The 17,278-nt window shown below is 56.3% G+C and carries 15 protein-coding genes; 6 read left to right on the top strand and 9 right to left on the bottom strand.

The features are described 5' to 3' along the window. Positions 1 to 11: 11 nt before the first annotated feature. The 6 genes from ACA044_RS19805 to ACA044_RS19780 form a co-directional block, all read right to left on the bottom strand. Positions 12 to 1,463: a hypothetical protein gene (locus tag ACA044_RS19805; RefSeq protein ID WP_497442910.1), complete on the bottom strand. Its 1,452-nt coding sequence runs from the start codon at positions 1,461 to 1,463 to the stop codon at positions 12 to 14. 132 nt (positions 1,464 to 1,595) lie between these two features. Next, positions 1,596 to 2,990, bottom strand: a complete 1,395-nt coding sequence (locus ACA044_RS19800; RefSeq protein ID WP_497442909.1) for an undecaprenyl-phosphate glucose phosphotransferase — start codon at positions 2,988 to 2,990, stop codon at positions 1,596 to 1,598. 499 nt (positions 2,991 to 3,489) lie between these two features. Beyond that, on the bottom strand, positions 3,490 to 4,158 hold the full coding sequence (locus tag ACA044_RS19795; RefSeq protein WP_497442908.1) for a response regulator: 669 nt from the start codon (positions 4,156 to 4,158) through the stop codon (positions 3,490 to 3,492). A 37-nt stretch (positions 4,159 to 4,195) separates the two neighbouring features. Further along, a complete protein-coding gene (locus tag ACA044_RS19790) occupies positions 4,196 to 4,951 on the bottom strand; it encodes an EAL domain-containing protein (protein WP_497447271.1) in 756 nt (251 codons plus the stop codon). A gap of 12 nt (positions 4,952 to 4,963) precedes the next feature. Beyond that, complete coding sequence (locus tag ACA044_RS19785) at positions 4,964 to 5,695, bottom strand: winged helix-turn-helix domain-containing protein (RefSeq protein WP_497442907.1); 732 nt, start codon at positions 5,693 to 5,695, stop codon at positions 4,964 to 4,966. 604 nt (positions 5,696 to 6,299) lie between these two features. Further along, the gene (locus tag ACA044_RS19780; protein ID WP_497442906.1) at positions 6,300 to 6,713 is read right to left on the bottom strand and encodes a VOC family protein; all 414 of its coding nucleotides are present in this window, start codon (positions 6,711 to 6,713) and stop codon (positions 6,300 to 6,302) included. A gap of 249 nt (positions 6,714 to 6,962) precedes the next feature. On the opposite strand from ACA044_RS19780, the gene ACA044_RS19775 reads away from it, so the two are divergent. Then, entirely contained in the window at positions 6,963 to 8,774 is a 1,812-nt protein-coding gene (locus tag ACA044_RS19775; RefSeq protein ID WP_497442905.1) for an ABC transporter ATP-binding protein, read from the top strand. A gap of 360 nt (positions 8,775 to 9,134) precedes the next feature. Next, positions 9,135 to 10,619 carry a hypothetical protein gene (locus ACA044_RS19770; protein ID WP_497442904.1) on the top strand — a complete coding sequence of 495 codons (1,485 nt, stop codon included), beginning with the start codon at positions 9,135 to 9,137 and terminating at the stop codon, positions 10,617 to 10,619. 71 nt (positions 10,620 to 10,690) lie between these two features. On the opposite strand, the gene ACA044_RS19765 is transcribed toward ACA044_RS19770, so the two are convergent. Continuing rightward, positions 10,691 to 11,206 carry a methylated-DNA--[protein]-cysteine S-methyltransferase gene (locus ACA044_RS19765; protein WP_497442903.1) on the bottom strand — a complete coding sequence of 172 codons (516 nt, stop codon included), beginning with the start codon at positions 11,204 to 11,206 and terminating at the stop codon, positions 10,691 to 10,693. Between the two features lie 151 nt (positions 11,207 to 11,357). Here ACA044_RS19765 and ggt point away from each other — a divergent pair, with 151 nt between their 5' ends. Then, complete coding sequence (ggt, locus tag ACA044_RS19760; protein ID WP_497442902.1) at positions 11,358 to 13,085, top strand: gamma-glutamyltransferase; 1,728 nt, start codon at positions 11,358 to 11,360, stop codon at positions 13,083 to 13,085. A gap of 252 nt (positions 13,086 to 13,337) precedes the next feature. Beyond that, positions 13,338 to 13,871, top strand: coding sequence for a cysteine hydrolase family protein (locus ACA044_RS19755; protein ID WP_497442901.1), 534 nt, complete (start codon positions 13,338 to 13,340; stop codon positions 13,869 to 13,871). 99 nt (positions 13,872 to 13,970) lie between these two features. Here the strand turns inward: ACA044_RS19755 and ACA044_RS19750 are convergent, their stop codons facing one another. Beyond that, complete coding sequence (locus tag ACA044_RS19750) at positions 13,971 to 14,261, bottom strand: DUF3630 family protein (RefSeq protein WP_497442900.1); 291 nt, start codon at positions 14,259 to 14,261, stop codon at positions 13,971 to 13,973. 168 nt (positions 14,262 to 14,429) lie between these two features. Between ACA044_RS19750 and ACA044_RS19745 the strand changes: the two genes are divergently transcribed. Together ACA044_RS19745 and ACA044_RS19740 are read left to right on the top strand one after the other, a co-directional pair. Then, a complete protein-coding gene (locus ACA044_RS19745; RefSeq protein WP_497442899.1) occupies positions 14,430 to 15,461 on the top strand; it encodes a lysozyme inhibitor LprI family protein in 1,032 nt (343 codons plus the stop codon). A gap of 136 nt (positions 15,462 to 15,597) precedes the next feature. Then, a complete protein-coding gene (locus ACA044_RS19740) occupies positions 15,598 to 16,620 on the top strand; it encodes a helix-turn-helix transcriptional regulator (RefSeq protein ID WP_497442898.1) in 1,023 nt (340 codons plus the stop codon). A 112-nt stretch (positions 16,621 to 16,732) separates the two neighbouring features. Here the strand turns inward: ACA044_RS19740 and ACA044_RS19735 are convergent, their stop codons facing one another. Beyond that, the gene (locus tag ACA044_RS19735) at positions 16,733 to 17,089 is read right to left on the bottom strand and encodes a DUF6124 family protein (protein ID WP_497442897.1); all 357 of its coding nucleotides are present in this window, start codon (positions 17,087 to 17,089) and stop codon (positions 16,733 to 16,735) included. Positions 17,090 to 17,278 lie beyond the last annotated feature (189 nt).

Here is a 17,278-nt window from a genome sequence, read left to right as displayed (position 1 = left end):
GGTTTGCTACGTCATACCAGCCCGATGCATTGCCAGGCCGCGACACCGGGAGCGTCTGTTCGAATGAAGGTAATGGTGCTGCCCGGGTCCAATACTTTATAAGGTCCTTGGCTCCCGAGCGCGAGGTTGCCTCCCGTGGCGAATCTGACCGGGTTGGAACTGACCAACAAGGTCAAGGTTTCGCCTGGCATGTGGTAGCCGTTGATCGTTTCTATCGTCAACCCCGGGCCAAACTCGACGTTGACCAAGGCATGGGCGTTGACCTCAAGCCGGCGTCCGGCATTGAACGAAACAGTGGCGTGAACACCTTGGGTCTCGACGCCGCTCTTGGACGGTGAGTCGAGCCTGACGCCGGCATGGTTACTGCCAACCACCAGGTTCGACATGCGGCCTGCGACGATGGGGGAACGGATCGACGCCCTGCAGTTCTTGCCGCAATCCAGGCCGGTGACGACATTGGCGAAACGCGGCGCGATCAACTCCAGCCCGGCCGATGAGTTCTTTTGCTCGATCGCGGTTTTAACCGTTTCAAACCAGGGTGCAATCATCACGATGTTTTCGCAGCGGTCGATTTCGATGCCGACGTTGGCGCGTTGAAAGCTGGGGTTGGTGAACGTGATGTTGTTGGGCCTGATGTCGTAGAACGGATCGAACCTGCCGATATAAGAGCCCGTGCCCACAGGTCCCAGACCGTACACGCCATCGAAGCGGCACTCGTCGAATTCGATATGTTCACACTGCCCCATCAACACCAGGCTACGTGCCGTGGCCACGGGTCGCTCAACGAGCACATGAGCGACATGGCCGAACTGCACGGGAGCCTGATAATCCTCATAGCCCCCCACCAGCCGCAAGCCGTCACCGGCAAACCCTTTGATGAACAGGCGGCGCAGCTCGAAATCCCACAAGCCGCCGTCGCGGCCCGCCACCACTCCCTCCAGGCTGATGCCGTCCTGCAACGGGTTATGCAAGTGGTCGCCGGCCAACGTAAACCCCTCGAGCAAAACCCCCCTGATTTTGCCCGCGGGCATGCGAATGAATTTGCGTTCGCTGGAGGGCAAGGCTCTGATCACCGTGCCGCTCCAATTGTTGGTATCCATACGACCGGCGATATGCCCCTTGCCGATGGCACGCGTACCGTCGACCAGTTCGATGTATTGGGCATTGAGCACCCCGTCCGGCAACTCGATTTCATACCCTGAGGCAAAGGCTCGATTGATTGCGGCTGTGTGGTCGAGCAACGCCGCTCCAGAGGTCACGTCATCTCGCTGTGCCTGGCTCATGAAGTCGAGCAGGCTGTGACGTTCCCTGAGCTTGTCGCCGACGGTGCGCGATTCGGTGCCTGTCCCCGATTGCACAAACCCCATCATGTTCGGCCCCGCATCCGGGTCGGCGGCATTGGCCAGGCCGGCAGCCCCGCAGGCGGTGGCGGCGAGTAGCTGGCGTCGGGTGATCGGGCGCATGGTTCAACCTGGAATGAAAGGGGGGTGTGGGGCGGGGTGTTCCGGGCAGTCAGAGACCTGACTGCCCGGGCTACAGCCCTGTTCGCAATGAGCTGAAGAATAGACAGGCTATGGGCGCGAAAGTCGCGGCGATTAATAGATGTCCTTGGAAAAGAGCGTGAAGGGGGTCTTGATCAGGATCTTGATGTCGAGCCACAACGACCAGTTGTTGATGTAGTTGAGGTCGATCTCCACACGCTTTTGCATCTTGTCGAGGGTTTCGGTTTCGCCACGGCAGCCACTGATCTGGGCCAGCCCGGTGATGCCCGGTTTGATTCGATGGCGGGCCATGTAAGCCTGAATCTTGCCCGTGTAGTAGTCGTTATGGGCGATCGCATGTGGCCGCGGCCCGACCAGCGCCATATGGCCTTGCAGCACATTGAAGAACTGCGGCAGTTCATCGATAGACGTACGTCGTATGAAGCGGCCGACCGAGGTAATCCGCGGGTCTTCGCGGCCGGCCTGGCGAACCTGATGGTCGTCGTGCAGGCGCATGGAGCGGAACTTCCAGACCTTGATGATTTTGCCATTCCAGCCGTGGCGCTCCTGTTTGAAGATGATCGGGCCGGGGGAGGAAATTTTCACCGCGACGGCGATCACCAGAAGCAGCGGACTGAAGCCGATCAGCGCCAGGGCGGCGAGGGCTCTGTCGAGCAGGGTCTTGCTCAGCGCCGCTGTCGGGTAGCTGGTCAGCGGGCTTTCATTGAGGTGGATGGCGGGCAGGCCATCCAGTTCGCTGACGGAGTGATTGAGCAACGTCATGCTGCCCAGGTCGGGAACCCAGACCACGTCCACATTCGAGTCGAGAAGGTCGATGTACAGCGCTTCGACCTGTTTGGCTTCGCTCAAGGGCAGCGCGATGTACAACCGCCGGACATCGTGTATCCGGATCAGCTCCCGCAGTTCCTGCAATTGGCCCACAATCCTGTGGGCACTGACGTTGGTAGACAGCTCGTTGGGTCTTGAACTGATCAGGCCAACCAGCGGCGGATACTCGGTTTTGGCCAGTTTGTCGGCCAGATTCACCGCCAACTGGTCAGTGCCGATAATCAGGGTGTTGTTCTGGCTGTGCAATTGCCGGTGGTAGTGTCTGGAAAAACTGTGCAAAGGCAGGTACAGCAAGGCCTGCACGCAATAACCGGCCACGGCCCAGATCAGGATGATTTCCCGGGAGAACAATTCACTGGTCTTGCTGAGAAAGCCGATGCTGGTCAGTCCGGCCAGCGTCAGCAGCCACCCTAGCAGAAGGCGTCCCAGACCGGTGAGGTAGCCATGCTGCTTGTGATAGACCAGCAGCAGGGAGTAGGAGGGGACCGAACCCAGGAAAGTAAGTACCGCCAGCACACGATAATGGGCGTCTATTTCTCCTGTCTGGTACAGCGCCAGAGCACATAGCAACGCATTGGCCGAAGTGATGGCAATTATCCATTGCCCCCAGAAAGTCAGTCCTTTGGTTATGCTGTTTCGATTAATACGATTATGTACCATCGCGGTGTCCTTCGGGCATACGCCACGTTGTGTATCAGTCGACGGTTAATAAATGGCAGCCACGCACAAAGGCTGAGCGAACGCGGTTCAGTCAGAAGTTATTTTTATTATTGGAGGGGAATAACGTGGGCTTATGGCTGGCCATCCTGGCTTTGTTTTCAAGTCAGCTGATACGGTTGTCTCAGTGTCCAGTTTTTATACTAGTACCTAAATCTTTGTGGGTGTCTGACGAATTATAACGCTCATCCTTTCAGGGGCTTTGTTATAAAAGGTCGCGCTCTTTTGTTAGGAATATAGCGCTCAATCGTCTATATAATTGCAGCGCTCTGATGAGCGCGTTCCAGCCCATGGGAAGGACACCGGGCAGGAACTATGGCGAGAAGGATGTACGAAGGACAGGAGGCGGGAAGTGCGGTGCAAGGAAGCCAGGCAGTCAAGCGGTATCGGGGAGGGCGGGAAGTCGCATTTATTGTTATTGTTATTGTTGTTGCGATCTCGCTCAGTAGGCGACTCTTATCCTTTGTGCCAGGCAATAACCACGGTTTCTCACCGAGCGAACCAGGCGTTCTCCATTGGCGGCAGTCTTGAACTTCTTCTGCAGCCGGCTCAGGCACATCTCAAGACCACTATAATGTTCCGGGTCTTTATCGATGCGTAGAATAAGATCATTCTTGCTGAGTACCCGTCGATCGCTGATGACCAGTTGGGTAAGCATTAACGATTCGGTACCGGTCAATGGGATGGTTATATCGTCCTTGACCAGCGTTCTATCGTCAGCGTTAAACCACCAGATTTCGGGGTTGCCCTGCGACTCTTTAACCCGACTGACTGCCGAGATAAGCTCTTCGTCGGCCACCGGCTTCTTGAGAAAGCCATCAATCCCGAAGTGCGAGAAGTGATGGAGTTCTGAATGTTTCGAGTTGGGTGTTATGAGGATGATTTCCGCATCCTTTTGATTCTTGCGAATAAAGCTGACATCACTCAGCGATATATCTGCCTGGTCGAGTAAAATGTGCGTGAATCGATTTTTTCTGATGCGTTCGCTGCTGAGTTTTCCAGACTCGATCTCGACAGATAAATAAAGGCGTTGTGCGAGAAGCGATTCAATGGCTTGTCGTGCCAGTTGGTCGCGGGTAAAAATGAGAAAGCTATTGTTTGGCGTGTTCACAATAAGGTTCCTTCCTAGTTTGGTGAAGTATTTAAGTTTAAATAACCTCGGTCGGGGAGTAGTACCGCCCCTGAAAAAAGTCGAAAGGCATGCTGCGAGCCAGTGTGTGCAGCGCTTTGTGCTCCACTCGGTCCGCTATGAATTTGATCTTGCTGTCATGGATCATGCTGCTCAGGAAGTCGTAAGACCGGTTGAAAAAATCCTGGCTGTTGTCGACCATGATGTCGAAGTTGGATTGGGTCAGGTCCACTTTTATGTAATCGAACAGCGTCGGGCTGATCATTTTTTCGGCGCTGTCATCGCTTAAGTCATAGCCATCGAAAGCGATCTCGATCCCATTGTCTTTCAAGAGGTGAATGTGATTGATAATGGTTCTTTTTTCTTTGAGGTTGAACGAAAGGAACGAGCGGCTGTTAATGCTGGGGATCAGCTGTTGTTCATGCTTTTTAAGTACCGTCTGAGCGTCGTTCATTTCCTTGATAAGCGCTTTATCCAACAAAGCGGATTGATTCATGGTCACGAACAGTTTTTTTGGCGCCTGTGTGAACGAGGACGGTATGGCCTCGATCTGTGAGAGGGCATTAAATTGGATCCGATTCAGTACTTCGCGATAGATCGCCAGTGGATGATCGGGATAGAGTTGCTGATACCCCTTGTTCAGAGGGGGTTCCTGTTTGGTCGCCTTGGCATAGATTTCGCTGCCGAACAGTTCATCGTTTCGTTTGAGAATCGATTGCCTGAAGAAAACCAATGCGAAGTTTTCTTGCACTATAGGTTGCCTGCTGGACTCCATCATTTAGCCCCTTTAAGAATGAAAGTTTGCCGGGTTCACTGAAATGACCCCTCGAAGCAGTCGATAACCATAACCGCGAACGCTGTGAATAATATTAATGCCAAAATGTTTTTTGATTTTATTTCGAAGCCGGCTTATGGATTTTTCCAAGACGCGTGAGTCATAGAACCTTATATTCAAGCCCATGGATTCGGCCATGCAATCATGGTGCAGGATATTGCCTTTTGCATTGATAAGTGCATCCAGGGCTTTCATTTCCTGATAGGCCAGATCCAGTTTGTATTCATTGTTGTATAAGTGCAGGCATGTTTGGTCCAGGGTCAACTTGACGGTCGGTTGCCATTCAGAGGTTTCGAGCAGCGCCGAAATTAACCTGGCCTTTTCATCCGGGTCGTTAGGCACATTGATGCAATGATCGGCACCGGCCAGGTAGCATTCAATCTTAGCGTGCGGAGAGCGATAATTGATTGCGACGATAATGGTCTGTTCTGCCGGGGTTGTACGTAATTTCTTAATCAGCGCCAGGCAGTCATTAAGAATGGAGGGGGTTTCAATATCGATCAATACGGTATCGAGCGCTTGAGTTTCGATATCAAGGCTTAGCGGATTTGGGTAATCTAATGTATAACTATGCGTGAGATAGGGTACAAATAGCTGACGGAGTTTCTCTGTCGAGCGCCAAGTGCGCCCAATAGCGAGAATACCTCTCTGGCTATTTTCGATTTTGCTCTCAGTGCTCATCATGCAAATTACTCATATGTGCTGGCGTTGCAATCTTAATACACAAAATACTGAAGTTATCTGACTTTTTATAACATTTCGGCCTCGTCAATAGGTGTCATTCCATCGTCAGTAGTTCCATCTGATTTCAATGGCATAGCCAACTGTGGAGGTTTTAGCCAATTTGTTTTTTGGATATCCGACTTTAGTTGGTGGGTCTTTTCCGTCGCACTAGGCTGTCTAGGTTGACTTTTCTATGAGCACTACTGATGCGTGGCTGGTCTCCGACGGAGGCTACAGAACGAGGCACAACTGGAGAAGTCTGCGTATGAATTGTGCGAAGGTCTGCATTTTCGAAAGCTGGAGCTGATTTATAAGGATATTCCACGGTGCTCTATGGCTGGGCAGGTGCGCTCTCGCAAGGCGGTCAGTTCAAATGTCGCCTCCTTTTAGGGCGGGTCAGCCGGCGGCTATGTTAATTGACTCCCTGCCCATTGTATTCGTAATATTTTGTGTCGAAAGCAGAATTTGCGAACGTGTAGTTATTTCGTCTGGTTATTGAATAAAAAAGGCTAAAGTTGATATTAAAGCGCCATTAATATTATGTACTAACTGGGGGGAGGCCTGCTCATTGATCCTTTTCGCAATTAATCATCCATGACACGCCAAATCGATCGACCAGCATTGCGAAACGTGCCGCCCAGAATGTCGCCTCCAATGGCATTTGAATATTGCCTCCTTCCGCCAACGCAGCAAACACCCGCTCTGCCTCCGTCACGCTGTCGACATTCAATGAAACCGAACAACCGCTCATGCCAGCGGTGGGGCGATCAGGTGTGGTATCCGACCCCATGATTGCCTGATCGCCAACCAGCAGGCGCGTATGAATGATCAGGTTGTGGCAGTCCTCTGGAACGTGGTCGCGAGCCGGGGTTTCGCCGAAGGTCATCATGACTTCGATCTTGCCTGGCAGGCTTTTGGCGTAGAACGTGAAAGCGCTCTGGCAGTCGCCGTTGAAGATGAGGTATGGATTGATTTTCATGATCTGCGCCTGCTCCTGGCCATGGAGTGGGTACATCGGGGTGGACGTCGGGCTCGTCCTCTAATCCGATGGCATTGACTCCCCATAGCAAAGCGCTAAAACGTAGTGAACGATGGTTTTTTTTTAGATGTTTTTCCTATGGATGAGGCGAGACTTATCGCGTCATGTCCACGTAGAGTGAATGGCTCATTCCACGTACTGTAGAACCTGCCGCGCTTCTCTGACATCCGCTACCGAGTCCATCGCCCTATGCCTGTCCTTAGCCGTTTCGCCTCTTTGCTCGACCAGGCGAGACGTGCCTTGTTACTGGTCTGGGGAACGTCCCGCGGGCTGTTTCTGGGGCTGGTTCTGGCGACGCTGATCGCCGGGGTGCTTCCAGCGCTGGCGGCATGGTTGGGGCAGCGCATCGTCGATGCGGTAGTCACCGCCATGCAGTTGCATGCTCAACAAGGCAGTGCGCCGTTGTGGCCGGTTGTGCGATATGTGCTGTTTGAAGCGGGTGTGCTTGCGTTGCTGTCCGGGACGCAGCGCGCACTGTCGGTTCAGCAGTCGCTGTTGCGGGTGCAGTTGGGGCAGAAGGTCAACACGATGATTCTGGAGAAGGCCCAGACGTTATCGTTGGTACAGTTCGAAAATTCCGAGTTCTACGACAAGCTGGTTCGGGTGCGGCGTGAAGCATCGACCCGGCCGTTGGCGCTGGTGATGAAGTCGCTGGGGCTGATTCAGAACCTGATCGTGTTGATCAGCTTCGGCGTGTTGCTGGTGCATTTTTCGCCGTGGGCACTGGTGCTGCTGGTGGTCGGGGCGTTGCCGGTGTTCTTTGCCGAAGCACATTTTTCCGGGGATGCCTTTCGGCTGTTCACTCGCCGGGCGCCGGAGAGTCGGCAGCAGAATTACATCGAGACGCTGCTCTCCCATGAGGGCTACATCAAAGAAGTGAAACTGTTCGGCTTTGCGCCGTTGCTGTTGAAGCGTTATCGGGACACGTTTGCTCGCCTTTTTGCCGAAGACCGGCGTCTGACGCTGCGGCGCGACGGCTGGGGATTTGTGCTGGGGCTGCTGGGCACCGCTGCGTTTTATCTGGCCTATGCCTGGGTCGTGGTCGATACCGTTCACGGCAACATCAGCCTTGGGCAAATGACCATGTACCTGGTGCTGTTCAAGCAAGGGCAGGCTGCCGTGAGCAGCAGCTTGAGCGCGATCAGCGGTCTCTACGAGGATGGCCTTTACCTGTCGAGCCTCTACGAGTATTTGGCCGAGCCCGTGGTGGCCGATACCGGAAACCTTACCGTGGGCGCAGTGCCCGGCGATGGTTTGCGTTTCGAGAACGTCGGTTTCCGTTATCCAGGGGCGAGCTGCACCGCTTTGCAGGGCATTGATCTGCACCTGACGCCCGGGCACAGCGTTGCACTGGTGGGGGAAAACGGTTCGGGCAAAACCACGTTGATCAAGTTGCTCACTCGGTTGTATCGCCCCGACCAGGGCCGTATTTTGCTGGACGGCAGCGATTTGCAGTCCTGGGAGGAAGAGGCGCTGAGAAGGCGCATCGGCGTGATCTTCCAGGACTACATTCGTTACCAGTTCTCCGTGGGCGAGAACATCGGCGTGGGCGATACCCTGGCGTTCAACGATGAAGCGCGTTGGCAGCAAGCGGCCGCGCAGGGCATGGCCGCGCCTTTCATCGAGCGTCTGGATCGCGGTTACGCCACGCAATTGGGGCGGTGGTTTGCCGGTGGGCAGGAGCTGTCCGGTGGGCAATGGCAAAAGATCGCCTTGTCTCGTGCGTACATGCGCCGCGACGCCGATATCCTGATTCTGGATGAGCCAACCTCGGCCCTGGACCCTGCGGCGGAAGCAGCGGTGTTTGAGCATTTCAGCCAACACACCGAAGGCCGCATGACGTTGCTGATTTCTCACCGGTTCTCCAGCGTACGCAATGCAGACCAGATCATCGTGTTGGACCAGGGGGCGATCCTTGAGCGGGGGGATCACGACAGCCTGGTCGCGGCGGGTGGGCGCTATGCGCAGTTGTTCAACGTGCAGGCTCGCGGTTACCGATAGCCTGAAGGCACCTCAATGTCCTTGTGGGAGCGGGTTTGCTCGCGAAAGCGTCGGGTCAGCCAACATCAATGCTGAATGGCACACCGCTTTCGCGAGCAAGCCCGCTCCCACAGGGGATTTGTGCCTGGCAGACAGGGCCTGTTTAACGGCGTTTAACGTTACTTCTGGAAAGCTACATTGCCTTGCGCCGTTGCCTACACCTCCGCTGTAGCTGCGTAACGTGGGGGGCAATGGACCCTACCATTCGTCCGTAATATTCATTTACCTATAAGTTCTGACAGTAGCGCATGTTCCCGAACCGGTGTGTGATGAACCAGCGTCCCAAGAGGGACAAGGTTAATCACGCTCATGGAAAGAATAATGAATGTTCCGTCTGCCGCAGAAGTCCTTATCGACCTGCTGCCACCGTCCATCAAGGAAAACCCCGACAACACCAACCTGAACCCGGTGGCGGTCAAAGATACCCTTACTGCCGTCGTGCCGTACGCCATGCAACCCACCGACAGGATCAGTGTGACCTGGACAGGCGCAGCGGGCACCCCGGCCGAGGGTTCATACACCACGGGTTTCGTCGAGGCCGGTAGTACACATCCCAGAGAAATACCGCTGCGCAATGCCGTGGTGGCCTATAACCTGGGCAAAACGGTGACGGTGACCTACACCGTTATCCGCGAGAGCTCGGCGCCTATGACGTCGCTACCGCTGACATTGAATGTGTTGCCGCTTGCGCAAGACGCGCTGCCCAGACCGTTTATTACACAAGCACCCGACAATGGAGCAGGTCCGGTGCTGGACGTGAGAGACCTGACGGAATTCACCCTGCGCATGAATGGGTGGCCACTGATTGCTTATGGTCAGTACGTATGGCTGCACCTGAAAGGAACCAACGCCGACGATAGCCTTTTCAACGTTACGTACTGGAAGGCTCCCACCAACAACGTCAGTCAGCCCTGGATCATCTACGGCTTCCATCAGCAAAACTTTTCGGCCAACCCACTGAAAGGGCTCAAGGACGGCAGCACGCTAACCCTGGAGTTCAACGCGGCACTGGGCAGGAGCCTGAATGAGGATGAGGCGGTGAGGTTTGCGCTACGAACCTACACCGTCAGAACGCTTGCAGCGGGGCAATTACCGCCACCGTCCATCAAGGAAAACCCCGACAACACCAACCTGAACCCGGTGGCGGTCAAAGATACCCTTACTGCCGTCGTGCCGTACGCCATGCAACCCACCGACAGGATCAGTGTGACCTGGACAGGCGCAGCGGGCACCCCGGCCGAAGGTTCATACACCACGGGTTTCGTCGAGGCCGGTAGTACATATCCCAGAGAAATACCGCTGCGCAATGCAGTGGTGGCCTTTAACCTGGGCAAAACGGTGGCGGTGACCTACACCGTTATCCGAGAGAACTCGGCGCCTATGACGTCGCTACCGCTGACATTGAACGTGCTGACTATTCCGGCAGATAAGTTTATTGCCCCGGTGATTACCCAGGCGAACGGTACGGCGGTGTTGGATCTGAAAGACGTGTTGGCTGGCGCGACTCTTCTGTTTGGCAGCTGGCCACTTATTGCCACCGGGCAGCGGATTTGGCTGGATCTGGAAGGGCAGAAAGCCAATGGTGACACTCACAATCTTACGATGTGGGTGGGAGGGCGCAACGCGGTCACTCGAGGGTGGGTCTCATCCGGCAGTTTCAGCACCTATGTTGCGTACAGTTACCTGCGGGAACTGGGCAATGGAAGCACACTGTCCATTGTGTTCAAGTTGAATATGGATAAGGTAGCGAATCTGGCGACAGCTGTGGCCTTTCCAGCACGTACTTATACTGTCTTGGGCCTTTAAAAAGGGGCGTAGTGGAATCTGCAGATCGCGTGCCGGTGCCGCGAGTCTGATGGGCCGCCAATGCCTGCCAGTCAAAACAAATCACCCGTCCTGCCGGCCCCCGACCATTCGCAGCCTTCCAGCGTCAACAATCGCTCTTTCGCCTCCAGCCCACCGGCAAACCCGGTCAATTTTCCCGAGGCCCCAATCACCCGATGACACGGCGCGATAATCGAAATCGGGTTTTTACCATTGGCCGCGCCCACCGCACGCACCGCGCCGGGATTGCCGATCTGCCGGGCAATCTCGCTGTAGCTGCGCGTCTGGCCAAACGGAATGGTCAGCAATGCCTGCCACACCTGCTTCTGAAAATCCGTCCCGGCAAAGTCCAGCTCCAACTCAAAACAGTTACGCGTGCCGGCAAAGTATTCCTGCAACTGCTGTGCGGTGCGTACCAGGATCGGGTTGTCTGGCGCTTCACTCATTGGCCCAAGTCTTACCCGTCCGGGTTTGTCGTTTTCCCAGAGAATGGCTGCCAGTCGCGACCATTTCGCGACCAGCTTCAACTCGCCGACCGGAGACGCGAGCGTGGCGAAGGTGTAGGTCATGCCGGCGGACTCCGCAAAAGTGCTGAACAGGGGCCAAGCATACTGCCTCATCGGGGAGGCGCAATACGCAATCCCGGCCATACTTGCCTACTGCTCTTGAACCGTTCCCTCTGTTTTTGTACAGAGCCTGAAAACAAATAGAGACCGACTCATGAAGTTCGAACCCTTTGCCAAATCACTCATGGCGACCACGTTGGCGCTGAGCTGCCTGATGGCCAACGCGGCTTCTGTTGCCCCGGTCGCGGCCGAAAACGGTATGGTCGTCACTGCCCAGCATCTGGCCAGCCACGTCGGCGTCGATGTCCTCAAGAACGGTGGCAACGCCGTCGATGCCGCCGTTGCGGTGGGTTATGCGCTGGCGGTGGTGTATCCCGCGGCGGGCAACCTGGGCGGCGGCGGGTTCATGACGATTCAATTGGCCGACGGGCGCAAGACCTTCCTCGACTTCCGTGAAAAAGCCCCGCTGGCCGCCACTGCCGACATGTACCTCGACAAGCAGGGCAACGTTATCCCGGAACTCAGCACCCGGGGCCACCTGGCCGTCGGCGTGCCGGGCACCGTGTCCGGCATGGAACTGGCGTTGAAGAAATACGGTACCCAACCCCGCAAGGAAGTGATTGCCCCGGCCATCAAGTTTGCCGAAGACGGCTTCGTGCTTGAGCAAGGCGATGTCGATCTGCTGGACACCGCCACTGACATGTTCAAGAAAGACATGCGCGACTCCGGCTCGATCTTCCTGAGCGACGGCGAACCGATGCAGGTCGGGCAGAAACTGGTGCAAAAGGACCTGGGCAAAACCCTGCGGGAAATTTCCGAGAAGGGCGCCGACGGCTTCTATAAAGGCTGGGTGGCTGACGCCATCGTCACCTCCAGTCAGGCCAACAAAGGCATCATCACCCAGGCCGACCTCGACAAATACCAGACCCGCGAACTGGCGCCGATCGAGTGCGATTACCGCGGCTATCACGTGATCTCGGCACCACCGCCAAGCTCCGGTGGTGTGGTGATTTGCGAGATCATGAATATCCTCGACGGCTACCCGATGAAAGACCTGGGCTACCGTTCGGCTCAGGCCATGCACTACCAGATCGAAGCGATGCGCCACGCGTATGTAGACCGCAACAGCTACCTCGGTGACCCGGACTTCGTGAAAAACCCGATCACCCATCTGCTGGATAAAAACTACGCCACCAAGATTCGTGAAGGCATCGACCCGCAGAAGGCTGGCGTGTCCCGCGAGATCAAACCCGGCGTAGCGCCCCACGAAGGCAGCAACACCACCCATTACTCGATCGTCGACAAATGGGGCAATGCGGTGTCGGTGACCTACACCCTCAACGACTGGTTTGGCGCCGGCGTGATGGCGAGCAAAACCGGGGTCATCCTCAACGATGAAATGGACGACTTCACCTCGAAAATCGGCGTGCCGAACATGTACGGCCTGGTGCAGGGCGAGGCCAACGCCATCGCGCCCGGCAAGGCACCGCTGTCGTCCATGAGCCCGACCATCGTCACCAAGGACGGCAAAGTCGTCATGGTCGTCGGCACTCCCGGTGGCAGCCGCATCATCACCGCAACCCTGCTGACCATCCTCAACGTGATCGACTACGGCATGAACATCCAGGAAGCGGTGGATGCGCCGCGTTTCCACCAGCAATGGCTGCCGGAAGAAACCAACCTGGAGAACTTCGCCACCAGCCCGGACACGAAGAAGATGCTCGAAAGTTGGGGGCACAAATTTGCCGGACCGCAGGACCCCAACCATATCGCAGCTATTCTGGTAGGTGCGCCTTCGCTGGAAGGCAAGCCAGTGGGCAAGAACCGCTTCTATGGAGCGAACGACCCACGGCGTAATACCGGGTTGTCGCTCGGTTACTGACACAGGCGATCAACGGCCACCTCAGCTCCCTGGGTGGCCCCGATCCCCGGCAGCAGCTGCCGAGCCCGCGAGGCTGCGTTCGGCTGCGAAGCAGTCGTAAAGTCGGTTAGCTGCGTTCATTCAGGCAACCGCATTCGCTGAAATCGCGACCGCTTCGCGCTCGAACGCAGCCTCGCAGGCTCGACAGCTGCTACAGGCTAGAAAAGGGAGTTGAAATTCATCGTTCCACCGACCTGTCTAAGGAAGGAAGCCATGAGCACCGCACTCCTGATCATCGATGTCCAACGCACGCTGTGCACCGGCGAGTATGAATGCTTCGACATCCAGCGCATCATCGAAACCATCAACGACCTCAGCACCCGAGCCCGAGCCGCCAACATCCCGGTCATCCTGATCCAGCACGATGAAGAGGGCGACCTGCTGCAATACGGTGGAGAAGGCTGGCAACTGGCCGACGGCCTGAAGACTTCACCCCAAGACCTGCGCGTGCGCAAAACCACCCCGGATTCGTTCTACCAGACCCACCTGCATGAACAGCTGCAAGGGTTGGACGCCGACCGCTTGATCATCTGCGGCCTGCAAACCGACTACTGCATCAACGCCACCGTCCGCCAGGCCCTCATCCTGGGTTACGACGTGGTGCTCGCCGCCGATGCCCATTCGACCATCGACAACGGCCCGATGAGCGCCGAAGACATCATCGCCGAACACAACAAGGATCTGGCGCACCTGACCGGCTCCGTGGCGCGGATCGACGTGATGCCGGCCAGCGAAATCAAAGTCTGAAAACGTCGCTAGTCGAGCGAGCTTGCTCGGGTGATTCCCAGATGTGATTTTTCTTTCGCTTCAAATAAAACGGGCGCCGATCATGGCTCCCGTTTTCGTTCAATCCGTCTGTAACCGCCGCACCACTGCCTGAAAACGCTTCGACGCGACCCAATTCGGATCCGCGTCCTCCACAAGCAGCATGATTCCCAGATAATGTTCCAGATGCAGCGTAATCGTTTGCCCCTCGACTACCAGGTCCCAATAACGCTGATCCAACCCATTGATCTGTGCCGTCCAGGTCCCGCCCAGCCCTTGCTCCAGTTCACTGGCAATGCGATTAAACAGTTCCTGGTCGGATGTCTCCGAGAGATAAATTTCCCGTAGTGGTGGGGACAAAGGATGAGTCATGTTTTGCTCCTTAATAACGATTGTGACTTTACGCTTCCTGCGGAGTTTGTGACGAGCGGCTTTGCACGCATTGGAGGGACACAGCGCCCATCGTTCTTGCACACTAAAACGAGCGCGTTGTTGCGCATGTCTCGGCATACTTGCACGCCCAAAGAACGGAATCTGCCCATGCCCCCGACCTTGTTTCGCTCTCACACTCGTTGCGCTTTACTGCTGGTGCTGCTCGCATCCTCCGCCGCAACCCACGGCAGTAGCTTCGATTGCACCAGTGCCGCCAGCCCCAGTGAAAAAGCCATTTGCGCCGACCCCCATACTTCGAAGCTGGACCAAAAGCTGGCAAAGGTCTGGCGCTCGACGCTGGCAAAAGTCGCCGACCCTAAAGCTTTAAAAGCAGACCAACGTCAGTGGCTGAAACAACGCAATCACTGTTCAGACCAAATCGATTGTCTGCGCCAGCAGTACCTGATGCGCATCACCGAGCTCGAATACGCGGCCATTCCGTTTAACTGGGACACCACTTGGCAGCGCATTCCCTGGGGCGTTTCGACGGGAGCCGAGTTGAAGACAACGCGCCGGGACTCGACTCATCTCGGCTTCGAAGTCTCTGCCGCGAGCGGCGCCAACTCTGGCAACCTGGACGGCATCGCCAAACTCGACGGCACCCAGGCGCATTACGCCGAAGGCGCCTGTGCCTTGACCTTCAAAGCCATCAATGGCGTTCTCGACGTGACACAAGAAGGTGCCGATGCCGACTGTGGAGCCGGCATGGGGGTGTTTTACGCTGGGCGTTATGTAGCGTCGGAACAGACTTTGGCTCTGGACTACGATTTGCTCAGCCTGGGGTTGGCGCGAACGCAGCAGGAAGACGACGTGCTGCGGCAATTGCTCAAGGACGATTACCAGACGTTGATGGACAGCAGCAGTTCCAGGTTGATCGGTGACGAGTCGAGTGACCTGCCGGGCGCTGAAGTGACTGAAATGTGGGTGCGCGGGCTAGGCAATACCAACGCCGCCATTCTCATGCGCGCAGCGGACGCCCGGTTTTGGCTGGTGCTGTTGGTGTTCGATGAGCAGAACAATTCTCGAGCCCGTTACTACACCAATATGTCGAGCTGGAAAGGGCGTTTACCCGATGCACTGCAACGTTGGTATGACGAGCGAGCGAAAGGACAGATTACGCCGTTGGACCTGATGCCTTAAACCGCTATGGCAATACGGGCTCATTCAGGTTGAAGACTATCGTTCCCAAGACAACTTACCCAAGGCTGGACGCAATCGCTGCGTCTGTGGCATGGTCAAAAAAATAATACGCCATGTAGCGAACAGGATCAGAACGATGGAGGAGGGTGATGAGGTCGGCGCCAAGACGTCGATGGCAACGCTGCAAGCGTTCAACCTTTGCGTATTGCACCTGGGGCGTCTTGCCCGAGATCGCGGTGCATCCCGGTTCATCACCGACGGCCTGCAGGCATTCAGCCAACTGGTGCCCTTCGCTTCGGCCTGGTGGGGCGAGATGTCTGGGTCAGGCGTCGATGTTTCGCCCAGAAACTGGATGCACGGGCGAATCAATCTGCCCGAGTCGTTTGCCGCCGAGTGGCACACGTGTGCGCGCAACGACAAATTCTCCCATGACACCATGAGTCGACCCGGTGAGGTCGTGCGCGACAGCGGCTTCACCGACCCCAATGAAGAAGTGAATGCATTCGCCCGGCGCCACGACCTCTACTACCTGATGTGCATCACCTTCGAGTTACCCGAAAGCGGTTTGATGTTCTTCGTCTGTCTCTACCGAGGCGTTGATGCCTCGGCTTTCAACGACAGTGAGGCCGATCTGTTTTCGGCCTTCTGCGACCATCTGTTGCAGCTGTGGCGATTCCAGGTGCAGGACATGATCCGCTTCAACACGGGCAACGGGGCGTCTGACTTTGGCGTCGCGCGCATGGACGGCAGCTTGCTGTACGTGGGGGCAACGCTGTGTGCAGCCATTGAACGTGAATTGCCCGGCTGGAACGGTTCAATGCTTCCCGCGCCGGTGATCGCGCAACTGCAAAAGGCACCCTGCGTCATGCGCCTGGGCCGCTGCGCCCTGACACTGAGCCCTAACGCCGAGCACGTTATCCTGTCGCTCGAAGCCCAGTCACGCGGGGCGATGCTTGCGCCACGCGAACGAACGGCAGCGATGCTGTTCGCCGCCGGCCATTCCTACAAGGAAATTGCCAAAATCCTTGAGTTGAGTCCTGCGACAGTGCGCACTTATCTGCGCAACTGTTACCTGCAACTGGGCGTGAAGAGCAAGGTGGAACTGGGTTCGGTGCTGCGTTCAGCGACCTCGGCCTCGGATACGACACGTCCCTTGTAGGAGCGAGGCTTGCCCGCGAAGAACGATAACGCGGTGTGCCAGACCTGACGCCTTCGCGGGCAAGTCGGATCGCCGCACCGCTCGCTCCTACAGGGGAATGGAGCTCACGTTTCTAAGGTGTATCGATTTTATCCAGCACCCGGTTCGCGGTGATCTCCGCCACCATGATGCTGTTTGAAATGCCCAGCAGGGCGTAGCGCGACTCACCCTCCAGATGATCCACCAACTGATGGACCATCACATCGACTGAGGCTAGCGTCTCAACCAAAAAAACCGCCAGGGTTTCGGCCGTGGCTTCTGGGTCCACGAAAAACAGGGTGCTGCGTGTTCGCGCAGTGGCTTTGATGTCGGCATTCGACGGGGAGTGGAAGTCGAGGGCGCGTTTGGCGGCCTCATTGAGCTTTTTTGAATCGGGTTCGTACGGGGATATCGGATCGGCGTCTGGTGGGTTCGGTGAAGGCTTTATCATATGCTGAGTTACCTAATGGTGTGCCGACCCTCCTGCTGCTAAACGAAGAGGGTGGCAGCTGCACGCAGGTTAGCAGACCGGGAAACTCAGCAATCCGGCGCGCCCGAGGGCGCCCTACGTACAGCCACCATCAAGTTACAGGCAATGAAAATACCTGCATGACAGATGCACGCACAGCCAAGTTATCGC

This window comes from Pseudomonas sp. LBUM1673, assembly GCF_059695645.1.
The sequence above is the reverse complement of the archived record's forward strand: the minus strand, read 5'-3'. Positions and strand labels throughout refer to the sequence as shown.